This is a genomic window from Amycolatopsis sp. CA-128772 (assembly GCF_002904295.1).
GTDB lineage: Bacteria > Actinomycetota > Actinomycetes > Mycobacteriales > Pseudonocardiaceae > Amycolatopsis.
The window spans coordinates 22,326-47,453 of the sequence record NZ_PPHG01000026.1 but is presented as its reverse complement, the minus strand read 5'-3'; the positions used below and the strand labels follow the sequence as shown (position 1 = coordinate 47,453).

The window sequence follows — 25,128 nt, the reverse complement described above, 5'->3', positions numbered from 1 at the left end:
CGGTCATGACGGCCTCAGCTCTCCTGCTCGAGTCCGGGCCCGTCGCCGAGCCGGCCCAGTTCGTGGTCGATGAAGGCGAACACCTCGTCCGTGCTGGCCGCGTCGAGCCGCTCGGAGACGTCTTCGCCGGCGGGCTCGGCGTCCGGCAGCTTCGCCAGGAGCCGGCGCAGGCGCGCCGCGACGTCCGCTTCCGCGAACTCGCCCGCCGTGCTCGCGGCGAACAGCTCTTCGAGCCGGTCGAGCTCGGCCGGCAGCGAGGTCGCGGCGGCCGGCGCCGGGGCCAGTTCCGCCCGCAGGTGCCCGGCGAGCCCGGCCGGGGTCGGGTAGTCGAAGACCAGCGTCGCCGACAGGGTGAGGCCGGTCGCCGCGGCGAGCCGGTTGCGGAACTCGACCGCGGTCAGCGAGTCGAAACCCAGCTCGCGGAACTCCAGCCCGGCCCCGACCTGCTCGGCCGGGTGCCCGAGCACGGCCGAGACCTGGCTGCGGACCAGGGAAAGCAGCGTCCGCTCCTGCTCGCTCTCCCGCATCCCGGCCAGCCGGCCCCGCAGGTCGCCCGCGGCGGCCCGGTCCGCCCTGGCGGCCGCGCTGCGCCGTCCGGGCCGGCCGACCGGGCGCAGCAGCCACGGCAGTTCGCCGCGGGTGCGCAGGGCCGGCAGGTCGACGCGGACCGGAACGAGGTGCGCGGTGTCGCCGGCCACCGCGCGGTCGAACAGCGCCGTGCCCCGGCCGGCGTCGAGCGGGGGCATCCCGCCGCGGACCATCCGGTCGCGGTCGGCGTCGGTGAGGTCGCCGGTCATCCCGGTGTCCCAGGCGCCCCAGGCCAGCGACAGCCCGGCCAGTCCCCGCGCGCGCCGGTGCTCGGCGAGGGCGTCGAGGAAGGCGTTCGCGGCCGCGTAGTTGGCCTGGCCGGGGGTGCCGATGGTGCCGGCGACGGAGGAGAACAGCACGAACGCGGCGACGTCGCCGGCGAGCTCGTGCAGGTGCCACGCCGCGTCGAGCTTCGGCCCGAACACCGTCTCCAGCCGCTTCGCCGACTGCGACGCGAGCACGCCGTCGTCGACGACCCCGGCGGTGTGCACGACCGCGGTCAGGTCGGGCACCTCGGCGAGCACGGCGGCGAGCGCGGCCCGGTCGCCGACGTCGCAGGCCTCGATCCGGACGTCCGCGCCGGCCAGCTCGGCGACCAGCTCGTCGACCCCTTCGGCGGCCGGCCCGCGCCGGCTGAGCAGCAGCAGCTTCCGCGCCCCACGGGCCACCAGGTGCCGGGCGAACACCCGCCCCAGCCCGCCGGTCCCGCCGGTGATGAGCACCGTCCCCCCGGGGTCCCACGCCGGGGTTTCCGGGGAAACCTCCGCTCGGGCGAGGCGGGCGACGCTCACCGTGCCGTCGCGGAGGAGGAGCTGCGGTTCGCCGGTGGCCAGGGCGGCCCGGAAGGTGGCGCCGTCGGGTTCGTCGGCGTCCAGCAGGACGAACCGGCCGGGTTCCTCGGACTGGGCCGAGCGCACCAGGCCCCAGACGGCGGCCGCGGCGACGTCGTCGCCGCCGACGGCCCCGCGGGTGACGAACACCAGCCGCCGCGCCGGGCTCTGCAGGTACTCCAGCACCTGCGCGCTGAGCGCGTGGGCCGAAGCTGCCGCATCGGGGCCGCCGGTGACCGGGATGGCCAGGACGTCGGCGCCCGACGCCAGCGCGGTCGCGAAGTCCGGGTGGGCGGCGCAGCCGAGGGCGGCGGCGAGCTCGTCCCCGACGGCCGCCCACGTCTCGGATCCCGGCTCGGGGACCGGAACCGGCGTCCAGCGCAGCTCGAACAGCGGGTCGGCCTCGGCGGGCGCCTCGGCCGCGCGAAGGGTGACGCCGGTCGCCGTGAGGACCGGGTTCCCGGCGTCGTCGGCCAGCGCCAAGGTCACCGAGCCCCCGCCCGCGGGGGTGATCCGGGCGCGGGCCCGGCTCGCGCCGGAGGCGTGCAGGGTGACGCCGGTCCACGCGAACGGCAACCCGGCCGGGGCGCCCTCGCCGAAGCCGATGGCCTGCAGGGCCGCGTCGAGCAACGCCGGGTGCAGCCCGAACCGCCCGGCTTCGACGCCGTCGGGCAGGGCCAGCTCGGCACCGACCTCGGCGCCGGAGCGCCAGACGCGTTGCAGGCCCCGGAACGCGGGCCCGTAGCCGAACCCGGCGTCGGCAGCCTGGGCGTAGAAGCCCGTGAGGTCCGCTTCGACCGCCCCGGCGGGCGGCCACGCCTCGGGCAGCGGCGCGGCCGGGACCGCGCGCGGGCCGAGGGTGCCGGTCGCGTGCCGGACCCAGTCGTCGCCCGAGCGCGACGAGATCGTCAGCTCGCGGCGGCCGCTTCCGTCCGGCTCGCCCACGGCCAGCTGCAGGACGACGGCGCCGTCCGGGTCGAGGACCAGCGGCACGGCCAGGGTCAGCTCCTCGACCGCCGCGCAGCCGGCCTCGTCGGCCGCGCGGACCGCCAGTTCGAGGAACGCGGCGCCGGGGAACAGGATGGCGCCGCCGACGACGTGGTCGCGCAGCCACGGCTGGGTGGCCGCGGACAGCCGGCCGGTGAGCACCACGCCCGGCGAATCGGCCAGGGCGAGGGTCGCGCCGAGCAGCGGGTGCCCGGCCGGGGCGAGGCCGAGGCCGGTGGCGTCGCCGCCGGTGGCGGGCCGCGGCCAGAACCACTCGTGCCGGAAGGCGTAGGTCGGCAGCGCGACGCGCCGGGCGCCCGGGAAGCGGGCGGCCCAGTCGACGGCGACCCCGGCGACGTGCAGCCGGGCGAGCGCCTCGGCCACGGCGGTGGCTTCGTCGCGGTCCTTGCGCTGCACCGGGATCACGTGCGCGGCCGGCTCGTCGACGACCGCGGTGAGCGTGGCGTCCGGGCCGAGCTCGGCGAACACCGCCACGCCGGCGGCGGTGAGCCGTCCGACCGCGTCACCGAACCGGACGGTGTCGCGGATCTGGCCGACCCAGTACGCCGGCGACGTGACATCGCCGGCGGACACGACCGGCAGCCGCGGCTCGGCGAACGCCAGCTTCGCGACGACCTCGCCGAACTCGGCCAGCACCGGTTCCATCAGCACGGAGTGGAAAGCGTGGGAGACGCGCAGGCGCCGCTGCTTGGCGAACTTGGCCGCGACCGCGGCCACGGCTTCCTCGCGTCCCGACAGGACGACCGAGCCGGGACCGTTCACCGCGGCCACGTCGACGCCCTCGCCGAGGAACGGCAGAACGTCCTCTTCGGACGCCCGCACCGCGACCATGACCCCGCCGGCCGGCAGGGCGCCCATCAGCCGGGCCCGCGCAGAGACCAGCGCGCACGCGTCCGGCAGGGACAGCACCCCGGCCACGTGGGCGGCGGCGATCTCGCCGACCGAGTGCCCGGTGACGAAGTCGGGGTGCACGCCCCACGACTCCAGCAGCCGGAACAGCGCGACCTCGAAGGCGAACAGCGCGGGCTGCGCGAACTCCGTGCGGTCGATCCGCTCTTCGTCGTCGAGCGCGGCGCGCACTTCCGGGTCGAGCAGGGCCAGGACCTCGTCGAACGCGGCCGCGAACACCGGGTGCGCGGCGGCGAGACCGCGTCCCATGTGGACGCGCTGGGCCCCTTGGCCGGAGAAGAGGAACGCGACCGGCGGCGCGACGCGGGCCTCCCCCTGCACGGCCGCCTCGCCGGCGGCGACGGCCCGCAGGCCGGCGACGATCTCGGCGGGCTCGCCGCCGACGACCGCGGCGCGGTGCGGGAAGGCCGCCCGGCTCGTCGCGGCCGCGTGCGCCAGGTCGGGCACCGGCGAGCCCGTCTCCTCCAGGTGGTCGGCCAGGCGGGCGGCCTGGGCGCGCAGGGCCGCGGGGGTGCGGCCGGAAACCACGACCGGCACCGGACCGGTTTCCGGCGCGCCGGGCCGGGGCGCGGGCGGTTCGGCCGGCTGTTCGAGGATGACGTGGGCGTTGGTGCCGCTGATCCCGAACGACGACACCGCCGAACGGCGGACGCGGCCGGTCCCCGGCCACGCGGTGTTGGCGGTGACCAGGTCGACCGCGCCCTCGCTCCAGTCCACGTGGGACGAGGGTTCACCGGAATACCGCGACTTCGGGACGACGCCGTGCCGCATGGCCTGCACCATCTTGATCACGCCGGCGACACCCGCGGCGGCCTGGGTGTGGCCGATGTTGGCCTTCACCGAACCCAGCAGCAGCGGCGTTTCGCGGCCGCGGCCGTAGGTGGCCAGGAGGCTCTGCGCTTCGATCGGGTCCCCGAGCGGGGTGCCGGTGCCGTGCCCCTCGACGACGTCCACTTCGGACGTCGTCAGCCCGGCGACGGCCAGCGCCTGGCGGATCACCCGCTGCTGCGACGGCCCGTTGGGCGCGGTGAGCCCGTTGGACGCGCCGTCGGAGTTGACCGCGGAGCCGCGGACCACGGCGAGCACTTCGTGGCCGTGACGGCGGGCGTCGGAAAGCCGTTCCAGCAGGACGACCCCGACGCCTTCGGCCCAGCCGACGCCGTCGGCGGAGTCGGAGAACGACTTGCACCGGCCGTCGGCGGCCAAGCCGCCCTGGGCCGAGAAGTCGACGAAGGCGCCCGGGGTCGCCATGACCGTGACGCCACCGGCGATGGCGAGGTCGCAGTCGCCGGCCCGCAGCGCCTGGGCCGCCCAGTGCATGGCCACCAGCGACGACGAACACGCGGTGTCGACGGTGACCGCCGGGCCTTCCAGGCCGAGCGCGTAGGCGACGCGGCCCGACATGACGCTGCCCGCCGTGCCGATGCCGAGGAAGCCGAGCGCCTCCTCCGGGAACTGCACGCCCTGGCCGTAGTCGTGGTACATCACGCCGGCGAACACGCCCGTCTTGCTGCCACGCAGCGAGAGCGGGTCGATACCGGCGCGTTCGGCGACCTCCCACGACGTCTCCAGCAGCAGGCGCTGCTGCGGGTCCATCGCGAGGGCTTCGCGCGGCGAGATCCCGAACAGGCCGGGGTCGAACATCCCGGCCTCGCCGAGGAACCCGCCTTCGCGGGTGTAGGAGCGGCCGCGGTCGGCGCCGAACAACCCGGCGAGGTCCCAGCCGCGGTCGGCCGGGAACGGGCCGACGCCGTCGCCGCCGTCGAGGACCAGCTGCCACAGCCCTTCCGGGGAGGTGACCCCGCCCGGGTAGCGGCAGGCCATCGACACGATGGCGATCGGGTCGTCGGACACCGGGGCCTTGACCGTGGTGCGCGCGACCGGGACATCCTCGCCGGCCAGTTCGCCGCGCAGGAAGCGGGCCAGCACGACCGGGGTCGGGTGGTCGAACACGAGCGTGGCCGGCAGGCGCAGGCCGGTCGCGGTGGCGAGCTGGTTGCGGAATTCGACCGCGGTGAGGGAGTCGAAGCCGAGGCCGCGGAACTCGCGTTCGACGTCGACGCCCGCGGCGTCGAAGCCGAGCACCGCGGCGACCTGGGTGCGGATGACCTCCACCAGCGCCTTGTGTTGTTCACTCTCGCGCAGGCCGGCCAGCCGGTCGCGCAGGGCGTTCGCGGCCGGGGTGGCCCGGCCCGCGCCGCGGCGGCTCGTGCGGCCGACCGGGCGCAGCAGCCACGGCGGCTCGGCCAGGCCGCGGACGCGCGGCAGGTCCAGCAGCACCGGCACGAGCACCGGCTCGGCGAGCGCGACGGCCCGGTCGAAGAGCGCGCAGCCCTGCTCGACCGGCAGCGGCGGCATGCCCGCGCGGGTCATCCGCTCGCGGTCGGCGTCGGTGAGCGTGCCGGTCATGCCGGTCTCCCAGGCGCCCCAGGCCAGCGACGTCGCGGCGAGGCCGCGGGCGTGCCGGTGGACGGCGAGCGCGTCGAGGAACGCGTTGGCGGCGGCGTAGTTGCCCTGGCCGGGCGAGCCGATGGTGCCGGCGACCGAGGAGAACAGGACGAACGCGGCGACGTCCCCGGCGAGCTCGTGCAGGTTCCACGCCGCGTCGGCCTTCGGGCGCAGCACGGTGTCGAGCCGGCCGGCGTCGAGGGAGCCGATGACACCGTCGTCGAGGACGCCGGCCGCGTGGAGGACGGCGGTCAGCGGCCGGTCGGCGGGGATGGCGCCGAGGAGGTCGGCGGCGGCGGCGCGGTCGGCGAGGTCGCAGGCGGCGACGGTGACTTCGGTGCCGTGCGCGGCGAGTTCGGCGACCAGCTCGACGATCCCCTCGGCGTCCCCGCCCCGGCGGCTGGCGAGCAGGACGTGCTTGACGCCGTACTCGGCGGCCAGGTGCCGGGCGAACACCCGCCCGAGCCCACCGGTGCCGCCGGTGATCAGCACGGTCCCGTCCGGGTTCCAGGCGGCGCTTTCATGTGAAAGTGCCGCTTTGCCGAGGCGGGCGGCGCGGGCGGCGCCGTCGCGCAGGAGCAGCTGCGGTTCCCCGGTGGCGACGGCGGCGGGCAGCCCGGCCAGGGAGGCGTCGTCGACGTCGGCGAGCACGAACCGGCCGGGGTTCTCGGTCTGGGCGGAGCGGACGAGGCCCCAGACGGCGGCCGCGGCGAGGTCTTCCCCGGCGACGGCGTCTTCGGTGACGAAAACGATCCGGGTCTCGGTGGCCGTCTGGAGGATGGTGAGGACGTCGGCGGTGAGGCGGTGCGTGCCGGCGAGGACGTCGGTGCCGCCGTGCACCGGGACCAGCAGGACGTCCGGCTCGGCGGCGAGCGCCGTGGGGAGGTCCGGGTACTCCGTGCCCAGGTCCGCGAGCCGGGAACCCAGTACGGCCCAGTTTCCCTCCGGGGTACCGCCGGGCAACGGGACCCAGTCGAGGCGGAACAACGACTCCGGACCGGACTCGACCGGGGTCGCCGCACGCAGGGTCAGCGCGTCGACCGACAGCACCGGCGCGCCGGTTTCGTCGGCCAGGTCCAGGGTCACGGAGTCGTCGCCGGCGCGGGTGATCCGCGCCCGGACCCGGCTCGCGCCCGTCGCGTGCAGTTCCGCGCCCGCCCACGAGAACGGGAGCCCGCCCGGCACTGATTCAGCGAAAGAGATCGCGTGCAGCACCGAGTCCAGCAGGGCCGGGTGCAGGCCGTAGTCCTCGTGGTCCTCGCCCGGCAGCTCGGCTTCGGCGAAGACCTCGCCGTCGCGCAGCCACACCCGGCGCAGGCCGCGGAACTGCGGCCCGTAGGCGAACCCCGCCTCGGCGAAGGTGTCGTAGAACCCGGTCAAGTCGACTTCGGACGCTCCGGCGGGCGGCCACTCCCCCCGGCGCCCCAATGTGGCGTTGGTTGCGTCTGACGCACCGAACGCCACATTGGGGCGCTGGTGACCGGTCACCAAGCCGGCGGGGGCCAGGACGCCGGTGCCGTGCCGGACCCACTCGCCGCCGGTGTGCGAGGACACGCGGACCTCGCGGCGGCCGTCCGCGTCCGGGGCGCCGGCGACGACCTGGACGAGCGGCGCGCCCGAGAGCACCAGCGGCGCCGCCACGGTGAAGTCCTCCACCCGGCCGCAGCCGACGTGGTCGCCGGCCCGCACCACCAGTTCGAGGAACCCGGCGCCGGGGAACAGGACCTGGCCGCCGATCACGTGCTCGTCGGCCCACGCCGCCGAAAGCCGGCCGGAGAAGACGACCTCGCCGGAGCCCGCCACCTCCGTGACCGCGCCGAGCAGCGGGTGCCCGGCCGCGGTGATGCCCAGCTGGTGCGCCCCCGGGACCAGCCGCGGCCAGTACCGCCGCCGCTGGAACGCGTAGGTCGGCAGCGGGACGCGCCGGGCGCCGGTGCCGTCGAACAGCGCCGCCCAGCCGACGGGCACGCCGTGGACGTGCAGCGTGGCCAGCGCGGTGACGGCGGTGGTTTCTTCGTCGCGGCCGGCGCGCAGCAGCGGGGCGAGGACTTCGCCGTCGACGAGCGCGGTGAGCACCGCGTCCGGGCCCAGCTCGGCGAACGCCGTGACGCCGGCTTCGCGCAGCCGGGCGGTCGTGTCGGCGAACCGGACGGTGTCGCGGACCTGCCGCACCCAGTACTCGGGCGAGGTGAAGTCGCCGGCGACCGGCATTTCCGGCTCGCTGAACGTCAACCCCGCGACGACCGCGCGGAAGTCGTCGAGCATGGGGTCCATCGCCGCCGAGTGGAACGCGTGGGACACGGTGAGCCGCTTGGTCTGCTCGAAGCCCGCGGCCGCGGCCAGGACGGCGTCCTCGGTTCCGGACAGCACGACCGACGACGGCCCGTTGACCGCGGCGAGCGAGACGTCGTCGGACAGCAGCGGCCGGACCTCGGCTTCGGTGGCGCGCACGGCGACCATCGCCCCGCCGGACGGCAGCGCCTGCATGAGCCGGGCGCGGGCCGCGACGAGCGTGCACGCGTCGGCCAGCGACAGCACCCCGGCGGCGTGGGCCGCGGCGATCTCGCCGACGGAGTGCCCGGCGACGAACGCGGGCCGCACGCCCCACGAGCGCACCAGCCGGAACAGCGCGACTTCCAGGGCGAAGAGCGCGGGCTGGGCCCAGCCCGTCTCGTCGAGCAGGGCGGGGTCGTCGCCGAAGACGACGTCCCGCAGCGGACGCGGCAGGACCGGGTCGAGGTGCGCGCAGACCGCGTCGAAGGCGTCGGCGAACACGCCGAATCGCTCGTAGAGCCCGCGGCCCATGCCGAGCCGCTGCGACCCCTGGCCGGTGAACAGGAACGCCACCGACCGTTCCCGCGCGACCCCGCGAGCCACCGGGGAGCCATCGACGAGCACGGCGCGGTGTTCGAACGCCGAGCGCGTGGTGGCGAGCGAGAACCCGGCGTCGACCGGGTCGAGGTCGCGGGGCAGGGCGGCGAGCTGGGCTTCCAGGGCGGCTTCGGAGCGGCCGGAGACGGGCCACGGCACCACCCGCGGCGTGGCTTCGCGCCGCGGCGGAGCCGGAGTGAACGCCGGGGCCTGCTCGATGATCACGTGCGCGTTGGTGCCCGACAGCCCGAACGACGAGACGCCGGCCCGGCGCGGGTGCCCGTTCTCCCGCCAGTCGACGGCCTCGGTGAGCAGTTCGACCGCCCCCGAGCTCCAGTCGACGTGCGTCGAAGGCGCGGTCACGTGCAGGGACGCCGGAAGGCGGTCGCGCTGCAGGGCCAGGATCACCTTGATGACCCCGGCGACGCCCGCCGCGGCCTGGGTGTGCCCGAGGTTGGACTTCACCGAGCCCAGCAGCAGGGGCGCGGACCGGTCTTGGCCGTAGGCGGCCAGCAGGGCTTGTGCCTCGATCGGGTCGCCGAGGGTCGTGCCGGTGCCGTGGCCTTCGACGACGTCCACTTCGGACGGCCGCAGCCCGGCGCTCGCCAGTGCCTGCCGGATCACCCGCTGCTGGGACGGGCCGTTCGGCGCGGTGAGGCCGTTGGACGCGCCGTCGGAGTTGACGGCCGAGCCCGCGACGACCGCGAGGACGTCGTGGCCGTGGCGGCGCGCGTCGGACAGCCGCTCGACGACGAGCACGCCGGCGCCTTCGGACCAGCTCGTGCCGTCGGCGGAGTCGGAGTACGCCTTGCACAGCCCGTCCGGCGCGAGGCCGTTCTGGCGGCTGAAGCCGACGAAGCTGACCGGGGTGGCCATCACCGTGACGCCGCCGGCCAGCGCGAGGTCGCACTCCCCCGCCCGCAGGGCCTGCGCCGCGAGGTGCAGGGCGACCAGCGACGAGGAGCACGCGGTGTCGACCGTCATCGCCGGGCCTTCGAGGCCGAGCACGTAGGACAGCCGCCCGGACACGACGCTCGCCGCGACGCCGGTGCCCGCGTGGGCCTCGACGTCGGTGGCGGAGCGGACGATCACCCCGGCGTAGTCCTGGCCGTTCGTGCCGACGAAGACGCCGGTCCGGCTGCCGCGCAGGCCGGTGGGGTCGATGCCGCTGCGCTCCACGGCCTCCCACGACGTCTCCAGGAGCACGCGCTGCTGCGGGTCCATCGCGAGGGCTTCGCGCGGGGAGATGCCGAAGAACTCCGGGTCGAAGTCGGCGGCGTCGGGCAGGAAGCCGCCGCGGTCGACGTAGCTGCTGCCGCGGCCCTCGCCGCCCAGCTCGGACAGGTCCCAGCCGCGGTCGGCGGGGAACCCCGTGATCGCGTCGCGGCCTTCCGACAGCAGCGTCCACAGGTCTTCGGGCGTGCGGACGCCGCCGGGGAAGCGGCAGCTCATGCCGACCACGACGATCGGGTCGTCGGTCGCGTTCGCCGGGCCCGCCACGGCGGTCACCGGGACACCGAGGACATCGCCGCCGAGGACCTCGGCGAGCAGGAACCCGGCCAGGGCCACGGGGTTCGGGTGGTCGAACACCAGGGTCGCGGGCAGGCGCAGCCCGGTCGCGGCGTCGAGCCGGTTGCGCAGCTCGATCGCGGTGAGCGAGTCGAACCCGAGGTCCGAAAACGCCCGGGTGGCCCCGATTTCCGCGGTGCCCGCGTGCCCGAGCACCGTGGCGACGTGCTCGCGGACCAGGTCCAGCAGCACGCTCGCGCGTTCGGCCGCGGGGGTCGCGAGCAGGCGGGTCGCGAGCGCCCCGCCCGCCGCGGGAGCGGTCTCGAGTTCGGCCAGCACCCGGCGCACGACCGGCAGGCCGGCCAGCAGCGGGCTGCGGCGGATGCTCAGCAGCGACCGCAGGACGTCGGCGTTCTGGATGTCGGCGACGACGAGCTGCGCGGCCGGGCCGCCCGCGTCGGCGAGCACGGTGACGGCGAGGCCGGGCTCCAGGCCACCGCCGAGCCCGGCGGCCATGCCGTCCCCGGCCCAGGCGCCCCAGGCGATCGACGTCGCGGCCTGCCCGCGGGCGCGGCGGGCTTCGGCGAGCGCGTCGAGCACCGCGTTGGCGGCGGCGTAGTTGGCCTGGCCCGGGTTGCCGACGGCGCCGGCCACCGAAGAGAACAGGATGAACGCGTCGAGGTCGCCGGTCAATTCGTCGAGCAGCAGCGCGGAGTCGACCTTCGCGCGGAACACGGCGTCGAAGCGGTCCGGGGTGAGGCTGCCGAGGACGCAGTCGTCGAGCACCCCGGCCGCGTGCACCACGGCGTCGGGCCGGTGGGCTTCGAGGAGGTCCGTGAGCTGCGCACGATCCGCGACATCGCAGCGGGCAACGACCACGCGCTCGTCCGGACCGGGCTCGCCGCCGGACCGGCCGGCCAGCACGACCCGCTCGGCACCTTGCTCCAGGAGCCACGTCGTGACGTGGCGGCCGAGTGCGCCGGTGCCGCCGGTGACGAGGACCGTGCCGCGCGGCCGCCACGGCGTGGCCGCGGCGGTCGCCGGGACGAGACGGCGGCCGTGGACACCCGAGGCGCGGACGGCGATCTGGTCGTCGTCGCCGTCGAGGGCCCCGGCGAAGCGGCCGAGGAGCCGGGCGTCGAGGTCGGCCGGAAGGTCGGCCAGGCCGCCCCAGCGGCGCGGGTACTCCAGCGCGGCCACGCGGCCGAGGCCCCAGAGCGCGGCCTGGGCCGGTGCGGTGACCGGGTCGGCCGGGCCGGTGGACACCGCGCCGCGGGTGACGCACCACAGCGCGGTGTCGGCGCCGAGGTCGTCCAGCGCCTGGATGAGCGCGGTGGTCCCCTCGAGCCCGAGCAGCGAGACGACGGTCGGGGCGACCCGCGAGCGCAGCAGCTCGGCCAGCTCTGCCCGGTCCACAGTGGACACGGTCAGCGAGGTGCCCAGCGCGTCCGCGACCTCGCGGACCCACGGGTCGTCCGTGGGCGGGACGAGGACCAGCCGGTCGGCCGCCGTCGCGGTCGGTGTGGGCAAGGGGCGCCATTCCACGCGGTAGCGCCAGCCGTCCACAACGGACTGCCGCTGCCGGCGGGCCCGCAGGGCCGACAGGGCCGGGACGACTGACTCCAGGGCCGGGGCGTCGACCTGCAGGTCCGCCGCCAGCGACGTGAGGTCGCCGTTCTCCACCACCGACCAGAAGGAGTCGTCCGCGGCGGTGCGCACCGCGGGTTCCGGCCAGTAGCGGCGGCGCTGGAAGGCGTAGGTGGGCAGGTCGGTGCGGCGGGCGCCGGTGCCGGCGAACCAGGCCGCCCAGTCGATCCGGGCACCGGCCGTGTACAGGGCGGCCACCGCGGTGGCCACGGCGGCGCGGTCGCCGCGGTCGCGGCGCAGCACCGGGACGACGGCCGCGCCCGGGACGTCGACCAGGCCGCTGAGCACGGCGTCCGGCCCGACCTCGACGAACGCCGTCACGCCGCGCCCGGCGAGCCCGGCGACCGCGTCGGCGAACCGGACGGTGCCGCGGACGTGCCCGACCCAGTACTCCGGGTCGGTGACGTCCCCGGCGGTGACGAGCGGGATTTCCGGCTCGGCGAAGGCCAGGCCGGTGACGACCCGGCGGAACTCGTCGAGCATCGGATCCATGAGGTGCGAGTGGAACGCGTGGCTGACGGGGAGCCGCTTGGTCTTCCCGAACCCGGCCGCCACCGCCAGCACGGCGTCCTCGGCACCGGAGAGCACGACCGAGCGCGGCCCGTTCACCGCCGCCAGGTGGACCTCACCGGTCAGCAGCGGGCGGACGTCCTCTTCGGACGCTTCGACGGCGACCATCGCGCCCCCGGCGGGCAGCGCCTGCATCAAGCGGCCCCGGGCGGACACGAGCGTGCACGCGTCGGCCAGTGACAGCACCCCGGCGACGTGGGCGGCCGCGATCTCGCCGACGGAGTGGCCGGCGACGAAGTCCGGCCGCACGTCCCACGACGCCAGCAGCCGCGCCAGGGCGACCTCCATCGCGAACAGCGCGGGCTGCGCGGTCCCGGTCTGCGCCAGGGCTTCGGCGTCCGAGCCCCAGATGACGTCCCGCAGGCCGGGGTCGAAGAAGGCGAGCACTTCGTCGAGGGCGTCGGCGAAGACCGGGTACGCCCCGGCCAGTTCGCGGCCCATGCCGAGCCGCTGCGCGCCCTGTCCGGTGAACAGGAACGCCGCCACGGGCGGGCGGGGAGTCTCGGCCGGCCCGGTCAGCGCCCGCAGCTCGCGGATCGCCGCCGCGGGTTCGGTGGCGACGACGGCGGCGCGGTGGGCGAAGCTCGCGCGGGTGGTGGCCGCGGCGAACGCGACGTCGAGCAGCTCGCCGGCCGTCTCCAGCTGCGCGGCCAGCCGGGCGGCCTGGTCCCGCAGCGCGTCGGCGGTCCGGCCGGAAACCACGAGCGGCACCGGGATGGCGGCCGTCTCGTCACGCGGCGCTTCCGGTCGTGGTTCGGGGGCTTCGAGGATGACGTGGGCGTTGGTGCCGCTGATCCCGAACGACGAAACACCCGCGCGCCGGACCCGGTCCACCGACGGCCAGGCCACGGCCTCGGCGACGACCTCGACCGCGCCGGCTTCCCAGTCCACGTGGGACGACGGCGTGCCGACGTGCAGCGACTTCGGCACGATCCCGTGCCGCATCGCCTCGATCACCTTGATCATCCCGGCGACGCCGGCCGCGGCCTGCGTGTGGCCGATGTTGGACTTGATCGAGCCCAGCAGCAGCGGCTTCACCCGGTTCTGGCCGTAGGTCGCCAGCAGGGCTTGCGCTTCGATCGGGTCGCCCAGGGTGGTCCCGGTGCCATGCGCTTCGACGACGTCTACGTCCGAAGCGGACAGACCGGCGTTGGCCAGCGCGGCGCGGATGACCCGCTGCTGGGACGGGCCGTTGGGCGCGGTGAGGCCGTTCGAAGCGCCGTCCTGGTTGACCGCGGACCCGCGGACCACGGCGAGGATCCGGTGCCCGTGGCGCAGCGCGTCGGACTGCCGCTCGACGACCAGGAGACCGGCGCCTTCGGACCAGCCGGTGCCGTCGGCGGCGTCGGAGAACGCCTTGCACCGGCCGTCGGGGGCGAGACCGCTCTGGCCGCTGAAGCCGATGAACCCACCCGGGGTGGCCATCACGGTGACCCCGCCGGCCAGGGCGAGATCGCACTCCCCCGCGCGCAGCGACTGCGCGGCCAGGTGCAGGGCGACCAGCGACGACGAGCACGCGGTGTCGATCGTCATCGCCGGGCCTTCGAGGCCGAGCACGTAGGACAGGCGGCCGGAGGCGACGCTCGCGGCCAGGCCGGTCCCGGTCTGCCCGCGCAGGTCGGCGTCGGTCGTCATGAGCAGGTCGGAGTAGGTCTGGCCGTTGGTGCCGACGAACACGCCGGTCCGGGAGCCGCGCAGGCGCGTCGCGTCCAGGCCGGCGCGCTCGAACGCCTCCCAGGACACCTCCAGGAGCAGCCGCTGCTGCGGGTCCATCGCGACCGCTTCGCGCGGCGAGATCCCGAAGAACGCGGCGTCGAACTCCGCGGCGTCGTGGAGGAAGCCGCCCGCCTGGGTGTCGCTGGCCGCGAGGGCGGCGGTGTCCCAGCCGCGGTCGGCCGGGAAGCCGGAGACGGCGTCGCCGCCCGCGGCGACCAGGTCCCACAGCTCGCCGGGACCCGTGACGCCGCCGGGGAACCGGCACGCCATGCCGACGACCACGACCGGGTCGCCGGACACCGGCCCGGCGGTCGCGACGGCGGTGCCGGGGGTGGCCGAGCCGACGAGCTCGCCGCGCAGGAACTCCGCGACCGCGCCCGGGGTCGGGTAGTCGAACACCAGCGTCGAGGGCAGCCGCAGGCCGGTCACCGCGGCGAGCCGGTTGCGGAACTCCACCGCGGTCAGCGAGTCGAAGCCGAGTTCGCGGAACTCCCGCGTGGTTTCGACGTCGTCGGGCGCGTGGCCGAGGACGGTGCCGACCTCGGTGGCGACCTGGCCGGCCAGCAGGCGCAGCTGCTCGGCCGGGCGCATCCCGGCCAGCTGCTCGCGCAGCGAGCCGCGCACGTGCTCGGCGTCGCCGCCCGCGCGGCGGCGGCCCGGGCGGGCGACCGGGCGCAGCAGCCACGGCAGCTCGCCCTGGGCCCGCATGGCCGTCAGGTCGACCCGCATCGGCACGACGACGGCGCTCGGCGAGCGGGTCGCGCGGTCGAACAGGCGCAGGCCCTGCTCGACGGTCAGCGGCGGCACGCCACCGCGGGCCATCCGCTCGCGGTCGGCGGCGGAGAGCGTGCCGACCATGCCGGTCTCCCAGCCGCCCCACGCCAGCGACAGGGTGGCCCGTCCTTCGGCGTGGCGGCGCTGGGCGAAGGCGTCGAGGAAGGCGTTGGCCGCGGCGTAGTTGCCCTGCCCGGCCGAGCCGACCGTGCCGGCGACCGAGGAGAAGACGATGAACGCCGACAGGTCGAGGTCGCGGGTCAGCTCGTCGAGGTGGACGACGGCGTCGGCCTTGGGCCGCAGCACGGTGTCCAGCCGCGCCGGGTCCAGGGAGGCGACCACGCCGTCGTCGAGGACGCCCGCGGTGTGCACGACGGCCCGCAGCGGGTGCGCGGCCGGGATCCGGGCGAGCACGGCGGCGAGCTGGTCGCGGTCGGCGGCGTCGCAGGTTTCGATGGTGACGCCGGCGCCCAGCTCGTCGCGCAGTTCGGCCGCGCCGGGAGCGGCGGCCCCGCGGCGGCTGGTGAGCACCAGGTGCCGGACGCCGTGGACGCGCACGAAGTGCCGGGCCAGCTCGCGGCCCAGGCCACCGGTGCCGCCGGTGATGAGCACGGTGCCGTCGGGCTCCCAGCGCGGCGGCAGGGTCAGCACGATCTTGCCGACGTGCTTCGCCCGGCTCATGTGCCGGAAGGCGGCCGGGGCCTGGCGCAGGTCCCAGCTGCGGATCGGCAGCGGCGTGAGCACCCCGCGGGCGAACAGGCGCAGCAGCTCGCCGAGCAGTTCGGCGGTGCGGTCGGGGCCGGCCTCGCCGAGGTCGAACGCGCGGTAGCGGATCCGCGGCAGCGCGGCGGCGTCGCGGATGTCGGTCTTGCCCATCTCGAGGAACCGGCCGCCGTCGGCGAGCAGGTTCAGCGAGGCGTCGGCGAACTCGCCGGCCAGGGCGTTGAGCACGACGTCAACGCCCGCGCCGCCGGTGACGCGGCGGAAGTCGGCTTCGAACTCCAGCGAGCGGGAGGAGGCGATGTGGTCGTCGGCGACGCCGAGTTCGCGCAGGACGTGCTGCTTGCCCGCGCCGGCCGTCGCGAAGACCTCGGCGCCGAGGTGGTGGGCGAGCTGGATGGCGGCCATGCCGACGCCGCCGGCGCCCGCGTGGATCAGGATCTTCTGCCCGGGCTTGAGCCCGGCGAGGTCGACCAGCGCGTAGTAGGCGGTCAGGAACACCAGCGGGACGGACGCGGCGGTGCGCGCGGACCACCCGGCGGGCACCGGGGCGAGGTAGCGGGGGTCGGCGACGCTGTGGGTGCCGAACGAGCCGGGCAGCATGCCGAAGACGCGCTCGCCGACGCGGGACTCCTCGACGCCCGGGCCGGTCGCTTCGATCACGCCGGCGCCCTCGGCGCCCAGGTCGCCGAGCTGGCCCGGGTACATGCCGAGCACGGACAGGACGTCGCGGAAGTTGAGCCCGGCCGCTTCGAGCCGGACCCGGACGTGCCCGGCGGGCGGGTCGTCCAGGACCGCCGGGCAGGCTTCGGCGCCCAGGTCGTCGATTCCCGCGGGGCCGGCGGTGAGCCGCCACGCCGGACCCGCGGGTGGCCGGAGGTCGCCGTTGCCGGCCAGGCGGCCGAGCCGGGCGACGCGCACGCTTTCGCCGCGCACGGCGAACTGCGGTTCGCCCGAGACGACGAACCCGGTGCCGGGCAGCGGGGCACCGGCCTCGAGGTCGACGAGCACGAACCGGCCGGGCTGCTCGGACTGCGCGGACCGGACCAGGCCCCAGGCCGCCGCGGCGGCGGGATCGGCGATCCGGTCTCCGGGGTCGGCGGCGACGGCGCCGCGGGTCACGAAGACGACCCGGCGGGCGCGTTCGTCGGCGTTCTGCAGCACGCTCAGCGCGGTGGCGGTGACCTCCCGGACGGCGGTGAGCAGGTCGTCGTGCCCGGCGCCGAGGGGCACCAGGAGCACGTCCGGTTCGAGGGCCAGTGCCTCGTCGAGGGTGGCGCACGGGCGGGCGACCGGCACCAGCAGCGGGTCGTCGCCGAGGAGGGCCCAGGTGCCCGCGGGGGCGTCCTTGGCCAGCGCGGCCGGCACCCACGCCGGCTGGAAGAGGGCGTCGTCGTCCGCGTCGCGCTGGGCCGCTTCGCGCAGTTGCAGCGACTGGACGGTGAGGACCGGCTGACCGGTCTCGTCGGTGACGGCGATCGCCACCGACTCGCGGTCCACCGGGGTGATCCGGGCGCGGATGCGGGTCGCGCCCGAGGCGTGCAGGGACACCCCGGACCACGCGAACGGCAGGCCGCCCGCGATCGCGTCCAGCCGCCGCAGCGCGTGCAGGGCCGCGTCGAACAGGGCCGGGTGCAGGCCGTAGTCGCCGTCGGCTTCGCCGGGCAGCTCGGCCTCGGCGAAGAGGGTGTCGCCGTCCAGCCAGGCGCGGGTCAGGCCCCGGAAGGCCGGTCCGTAGACCAGGCCGGTCGCGGCCAGCTCACTGTACACAGTGGACACATCGAGGGCGGTGGCGCCGGCCGGCGGCCACTCGTCCAGCGTGACGGGCGGGTGCTCACCGACCGCGGCGAACCCGGCCGCGTGCTGCACCCACTCGGCGTGCGGATCGGTGCCGCGGGAGGAGATCGACAGCTCCCGGCGGCCGGCGTCGTCGGGGCCGCCGACGGCGATCTGCAGCAGCACCGGCTCGTCCGGGCGCAGCCACAGCGGCGCGGCGATCGAGAGGCTCTGCACGGCCGAGCAGCCGACCTGGTCCGCCGCGCGGACGGCGAGGTCGAGGAACCCGGTGCCGGGGAACAGCACGTGCCCGCCGACGACGTGGTCGGCCAGCCACGGCTGCGCCTGCGCCGACAGCAGCCCCGACAGCACGACACCGCCGGAGTCGGCGAGGTCGACGGCGAAGTCCAGCAGCGGGTGCCCGGCCGGTGTCAGCCCGAGGCGCTCGACGGCGCCGCGGCCCGGCACGATCCGCGGCCAGTAGTGCTGCCGCTGGAAGGCGTAGGTGGGCAGGGTGATCCGGCGGCCACCGGGCAACCACGGGGTCCAGTCGACGTCGGCGCCGGCGACGTGCAGCCGGGCCAGCCCGGTGAGGACGGCGTCGGGTTCCGGACGGTCCTTGCGCAGCAACGGCGTCACGAGCGCGCCGGGCTCGTCGACCATCGCCGCGAGAACACCGTCCGGGCCGATTTCGACGAACGCCGTGACATCGAGCGCCGCCAGGACGTCGGCGAAGCGGACGGTGTCGCGGACGTGCCGGACCCAGTGCTCCGGGTCGGTGACGTCGCCGGTCGTGACGACCGGGATCCGCGGCGGCGCGAACGCCAGCCCGGAGACGACCGCGCGGAAGGCGTCGAGCATCGGGTCCATCAGCGCCGAGTGGAAGGCGTGGCTCACCTTGAGCCGCTTGGTCTTCTCGAACTGCGCGGCCACCCGCAGCACGGCGTCTTCGGTGCCGGACAGCACCACCGCGCGGGGGCCGTTGACCGCGGCGATGCCGGCCCCGTCGGTCAGCCGGGCGCGGACGTCCTCTTCGGACGCTTCGACGGCGACCATCGCGCCGCCGCGCGGCAGGGCCTGCATCAGGCGGCCGCGGGCGGTCACCAGCGTGCAGGCGTCTTCGAGGGTCAGGACGCCGGCGATGTGGGCGGCGGCGATCTCGCCGACGGAGTGCCCGGCCACCTGCGCGGGCCGGACGCCGTGCGCCTCGGCCAGCCGGGCGAGGGCGACTTCCAGTGCGAACAGCGCGGGTTGCGCCCAGCCGGTTTCGGCGAGCAGGCCCGGGTCGTCGCCCCACACGACTTCGCGCAGGCCGGGGTCCAGGTGGGGCAGGACGGCGTCGAACGCGTCGGCGAACGGCTTTGAAGCGGCGTAGAGCTCGCGACCCATGCCGAGCCGCTGGGAACCCTGGCCGGTGAACAGGAACCCGATCGAGAGCGCGTCCGCGGTGCCCCGGGCGACTTCGCGGACGCCGTCCGGGGTGGCCAGGAGCACCGCGCGGTGCGGCAGGCTCGCGCGGGTGGTGACCAGGGAGTACCCGGCGTCGAGCGGGTCGAGCCCGGCCCCGGTGAGCCGGTCGATCTGGGCGGTGAGGGCGTTCTCGGTCCGGGCGGAGACGACCCACGGCACGACCGGGACCGCCGGCCGCGGCGACGGCGCCGGCCGCGGTTGCGGGGCTTCGAGGATGACGTGGGCGTTGGTGCCGCTGATGCCGAACGACGACACCCCCGCCCGGCGGGCGCGCTCCGCGGCGGGCCACTCGACGGCTTCGGAAACCACCTCGACCGCACCGGCCGCCCAGTCCACGTGGGACGACGGCGTGCCGACGTGCAGCGACTTCGGCACGATCCCGTGCCGCATCGCCTCGATCACCTTGATCACCCCGGCGACGCCCGCGGCGGCCTGCGTGTGCCCGATGTTCGACTTCACCGAACCCAGCAGCAGCGGGGTTTCCCGGTCCTGACCGTAGGTGGCCAGCAGGGCCTGGGCTTCGATCGGGTCGCCCAGCGTGGTCCCGGTGCCGTGGGCTTCCACGACGTCGACGTCCCTGGTGGACAGACCGGCGTCGGCCAGCGCGGCCCGGATCACCCGCTGCTGCGACGGCCCGTTCGGCGCGGTGAGCCCGTTGGAGGCACCGTCGGAGTTGACCGCGGAACCGCGCAGGACGGCGAGGATTTCGTGCCCGGCGAGGATCGCTTCGGACTGCCGCGCCAGGACCAGGACGCCGACCCCTTCGGACCAGCCGGTGCCGTCGGCGTCGTCGGAGAACGCCTTGCAGTTCCCGTCCGGGGCGAGGCCGTTCTGCCCGCTGAATCCGACGAACCCGCCCGGCGTCGCCATCACGGTCACGCCGCCGGCGAGCGCGAGGTCGCACTCCCCCGCCCGCAGCGACTGCGCCGCGAGGTGCATCGCCACCAGCGAGGACGAGCACGCCGTGTCGATCGTCATCGCCGGGCCTTCCAGCCCCAGCACGTAGGACAGGCGGCCGGACACGACGCTGCCCGCGATGCCGGTGCCGGTCTGCCCGCGCAGCTCGACGTCGGCGGTGAGGAACAGGTCGGAGTAGGTCTGGCCGTTGGTGCCGACGAACACGCCGGTGCGGGAGCCGCGCAGGCCGGTGGCGTCCAGCCCCGCGCGTTCCAGGGCTTCCCAGGACACTTCGAGCAGCTGGCGCTGCTGCGGGTCCATCGCGACGGCTTCCCGCGGCGAGATGCCGAAGAAGCCCGCGTCGAATTCGGCGGCGTCGTGGAGGAAGCCGCCCGCGTGGGTGTCGGACGCGGCGAGCGCGGCCGCGTCCCAGCCGCGGTCGGCGGGGAAACCGGACACCCCGCTGCGGCCCTCGGCGACCAGGTCCCAGAGGTCTTCGGGGCTCGTGACCCCGCCGGGGAACCGGCAGGCGACGCCGACCACGACGATCGGGTCGTCGTCCCGGCGTCCGGCGGTCACCGCGGTGGCCGGGCCGGCGGCGCCGAACAGCTCGGCCAGCACCAGCCGGGCCACCGCGAGCGGGGTCGGGTGGTCGAACACCAGCGTCGCGGGCAGGCGCAGGCCGGTGCGCGCGGCCAGGCGGTTGCGCAGTTCCACCGCGGTCAGCGAGTCGAAACCCAGGTCGGCGAAGGACTTTTCGGCGCCGACGGCGGCCGGGCCGGCGTGGCCGAGCACGGTCGCGGCGCGGCCGCGGACGAGGTCGGTCACCTTCGCGAGCCGCTCCTCGTCGCTCAGGGCGCGCAGCTGCCCGGCGAGGTCGGCGGCCGCTCCGGACGTCGTGGCGGCCGAGCGGCGGATGCCGCCGGCGAGGCCGCGCAGGATCGGCGGCAGCTCCTCCAGCAGGCGCAGGGCGGCGAGGTCGACGGCGACCGGCACCAGCTGCGCCCGCGGCAGGGTCAGTGCGGTGTCGAACAGCGCCAGGCCCTGGTCGGTTTCCAGCGGCGGCATGCCCGAGCGGGCCATCCGCGCGCGGTCGGCTTCGGCGAGCGAGCCGGCCATGCCGACCGTCCACGAACCCCAGGCCAGGGCGTGGGCGGGCAGGCCGGCGGCGCGGCGGTGCGCGGCGAGGGCGTCGAGGAAGCTGTTGGCGGCGGCGTAGCTCGCCTGGCCGGCACCGCCCATGGTCCCGGCGACCGAGGAGAACAGCACGAACGCGCCGAGGTCGTGGGTCAGCTCGTGCAGGTGCCACGCGGCCGCGGCCTTGGCGGCCAGTACCGGGGCGAGCCGCTCGGGCGTGAGGGCGGTGAAGACGCCGTCGTCGAGCACCCCGGCCGCGTGAATCACCGCGGTCAGCGGGCGGTCGGCCGGGATCGTGGCGAGCGCGGCGGCCAGGTCGGCGCGGTCGGCGACGTCGCAGGCGCGGATCTCGGCGCCGAGTTCCTCCTGTAGTTCCCGCGCTCCCGGCGCGTCCGGGCCCCGGCGGCTGAGCAGCAGCAAGTGCCGGACACCGTGCTCGCGCACGAGGTGCCGGGCCAGCTCGCCCCCGAGTCCCCCGGTGCCGCCGGTGATCAGGACGGTTCCGTCCGGGTCCCAGGCGCCACTTTCACGTGAAAGTGACGGGTCCACGCGGGCGAGGCGGGCCGCGCGGGCGGTGGTGCCACGCAGCTGCAGCTGGGGTTCGTCGAGTGCGAGGGCGCGGGCGATGGTCGCGTCGGTGGTCTCCGCGTCGGCGTCGACCAGGACGAACCGGCCCGGGTTTTCCGCCTGGGCGGTGCGGATCAGGCCCCACACCGCCGCCGCGGCGAGGTCGCCGGCTTCGGTCACGAAGGCCAGGCGCGAAGTGTCCCGGCGGTCATCGGCCAGCCAGTCCTGCGCCAGTTCGAGGGCGCGGGTGGTCAGCGCGCTGAGGCCGTCGAGGGGGCCGCCGTCGTGGGTCAGGCGGACCAGGGTGACGTCGGTGGCGGCCGACGACGGCAGCACGACCGGCACCCAGCGCGGCTCGTACAGCGAGTCCACTTCGGACTCGGTGGTCACGGCGTCCGCGCGCACCGAGCCGATCGACGCCACCGGCAGGCCCGCGGGGTCGGCAAGGGCCAGGGACCCGTCGGCACCGGCCCGGACGCGGACGCGAGCCGCTCCCGTGGCGTGCAGCGAAACCCGCGTCCACCGGGTGGGGTACCCGGTGATCCCCGCGGCCTCGATGACATCCGCGAGGAGGCGCGGGTGCAGCCCGAAGCGGGCGGTCTCGGCTTCGTCGTCCCCGAACGCGACCTCGATGTCCGAGCCCGTGAAGTCCTCGTGGTGCGCGCCGGTGGCGAGGGTGCCCTCGGCGCGGCGGATCCAGCGGTCTCCGGTGCGGGTGTGGATGTCGAGCCGGCGGCGGCCGGTCGCGTCCGGCTCGCCGACGGTGAGCTGCAGGTCGGCGGCCTCGTCGGCGGCCAGCTCCAGCGGGGCGCCGAGGGTGAGCTCCTCGACCAGGTCGCAGCCGAGGTCGAGCCCGGCGCGCAGAGCGAGTTCGACGAACCCGGTGCCGGGGAACACCCCGCCGGTGAGCCACGGGTGGGTGCGCGCGGAGATGCGGCCGGTCAGCAGCAGGCCGTCGGACCCCGCGGGGGCGAGCGACGCGCCGAGCAGCGGGTGCTCGACCGGGTCGAGCCCCAGCCCGGCCGCGTCGGCCGCCAGGTCCACAGTGGACGGCCAGAACCGCTCGCTCTGGAACGGGTACGTCGGCAGCAGGACCGTGCGGGCGCCGGTGCCGGCGTAGAACGTCGTCCAGTCGACGCGCACCCCGGCGGTGTGCAGCCGGGCCAGCGCTTCGGTGAGCACCGCGAGTTCGTCGGAGTTCCGGCGCGCCAGCGGAACAGCGGTGACGTCCGGGATCAGCGGCGTGAGCGCGGCGTCCGGGCCGAGTTCGGCGATCACCGAAACACCGGCATCGGCGAGCCGCGCCACGGAGTCGGCGAACCGGACCGGTTCCCGGACGTGGCTCACCCAGTACCCGGCCGTGGTGACGTCCCCGGCGGCGATGAACGGCAGCACCGGCTCGGCGAACGTCAGCCCGGCCACGACCTGCCGGAAGTCCGCCAGCACCGGGTCCATCAACGGCGAGTGGAACGCGTGCGACACCGCAAGCCGCCGCGGCCGCTCGAAGTGCGCGGCGGCGGCCAGCACCGCGTCCTCGGCGCCGGACAGCACGACCGAGCGCGGCCCGTTCACCGCGGCGATGGCGACGTCGTCGCCCAGGTACGGCCGGACGTCCTCCTCGCTCGCCCGGACGGCGACCATCGCGCCACCGGCGGGCAGCGCCTGCATCAGCCGGGCCCGCGCGCCGACCAGCACGCAGGCGTCGTCCAGCGACAGCACGCCGGAGACGTGCGCGGCGGCGAGCTCGCCGACCGAGTGCCCGGCGACGAAGTCGGGCCGGATCCCCCACGACTCCAGGAGCCGGAACAGCGCGACCTCGATCGCGAACAACGCGGGTTGCGCGTACCCGGTCCGGTCGAGCGCGGCGGCGTCGGTCCCCTGCAGCGCCGCCCGGACGCCCGGGTCGAGCCGGTCCAGCGACGCGGCGAGCGCGCCGGCGAAGACGGGGAACCGCGCGGCGAGCGCCCGGCCCATGCCCAGCCACTGCGCGCCCTGGCCGGTGAAGACGTAGGCCAGCGCGGGCGGCCGCTCGACCGAACCGGTGACGACGCCGGGCGCGTCCTCCTCGGCCAGCCAGGTGCTCAGCTGCGCGCGCGGATCCGGGCCGAGCACGCTCAGCCGCTCTTCGAAGGCCGACCGGGTGGTGGCGAGGGAGAACGCGACATCGAGGGCATCGGCCTCGACGCCGGCGATCCGGGCGGCTTGGGCGCGCAACGCGGCCGGGGTGCGCCCGGACAGCAGCCACGGCGCGGGAACCTCGAGCCGCTCGGTCGTGGTGACCGGGGCGGCGGGCGCCTGCTCGACGAGGACGTGGGCGTTGGTGCCGCTGACCCCGAACGACGAGACCCCGGCCCGGCGCGGGCGGTCCACCGCGGGCCACGGCTGGTTCTCGGTGGCGAGCCGGACCGCACCGGCGGTCCAGTCCACATGGGACGACGGCGGATCGGCGTGCAGGGTCCGCGGCACGACGCCGTGCCGGATCGCCTCGACCACCTTGATGATCCCGGCGACGCCCGCGGCGGCCTGGGTGTGCCCGATGTTGGACTTGACCGACCCCAGCAGCAGGGGCGTCTCCCGGTCCTGGCCGTAGGTGGCCAGCAGCGCCTGCGCTTCGATCGGGTCCCCGAGCTTCGTGCCGGTGCCGTGCGCCTCGACGACATCGACGTCCGAAGCGGACAGTCCGGACGCGGCGAGCGCGGCCCGGATCACGCGTTGCTGCGAAGGCCCGTTGGGTGCGGTGAAGCCGTTGGACGCGCCGTCGGAGTTGACCGCGGTGCCGCGGACCACGGCGAGCACCTCGTGCCCGTTGCGCTGCGCGTCCGAGAGCTTTTCCAGCACCAGCACGCCGACGCCTTCGGACCAGCCGGTGCCGTCGGCCGCGTCGGAGAACGCCTTGCAGCGGCCGTCGGCGGAAAGCCCGCCCTGGCGGCTGAACTCCAGCAGCGATCCGGGCGTCGACATCACGTTCACGCCCGCGGCCAGCGCGAGGGTGCACTCCCCCGCGCGCAGGGCCTGCGCGGCCAGGTGCACCGCGACCAGCGACGACGAGCACGCCGTGTCCACCGTGACGACCGGGCCTTCGAGCCCGAGCGTGTAGGCCACCCGGCCGGACAGCGCGCTCGCCGCGATGCCGGTGCCGACCGAGCCGTCCGCGTCGGCGAGCGAGCGCACCATCAGGTAGGCGTAGTCCTGCCCGTTCGTCCCGGCGAACACCCCGGTCCGGCTGCCGCGCAACCGCTTCGGGTCGAGGCCGGCCCGCTCGATCGCCTCCCAGGACACCTCCAGCAGCAGCCGCTGCTGCGGGTCCAGGGACACCGCCTCGCGCGGCGAGATCCCGAAGAACGCCGCGTCGAAGTCGGTGACGCCGTCGAGGAACCCGCCGGCCTGGCTGACCCCCATGCCCCGCTCGTCGACTCGTGCGCCGGTGACCGCCTCGACGTCCCAGCCGCGGTCGGCCGGGAACGGCCCGATCGCGTCCCCGCCGTCCTCGAGGAACCGCCACAGCGCTTCGGGGCCGCGGACGCCGCCGGGGAACCGGCAGCCCATCGCCACGATGGCGATCGGTTCCGTGGCGGCGGCCCGCAGCTCCTGGTTCTGCCGCTTGAGCCGCTCGGACTCCTTCATCGCGGCACGGAGTGCTTCGACGACCCGGTCGCTCGGGGTGGACATGTGTCAGCTCCGTAGGTTCATC

Annotated in this window: 1 protein-coding gene; it reads right to left on the bottom strand. The window is 76.0% G+C overall.

Features of this window, described 5'->3' with window-relative positions; all coding sequences use genetic code 11:
* Positions 1-14: 14 nt before the first annotated feature.
* Positions 15-25,106: a type I polyketide synthase gene (locus tag C2L59_RS48830; protein WP_103349562.1), complete on the bottom strand. Its 25,092-nt coding sequence runs from the start codon at positions 25,104-25,106 to the stop codon at positions 15-17.
* Positions 25,107-25,128: the final 22 nt, after the last annotated feature.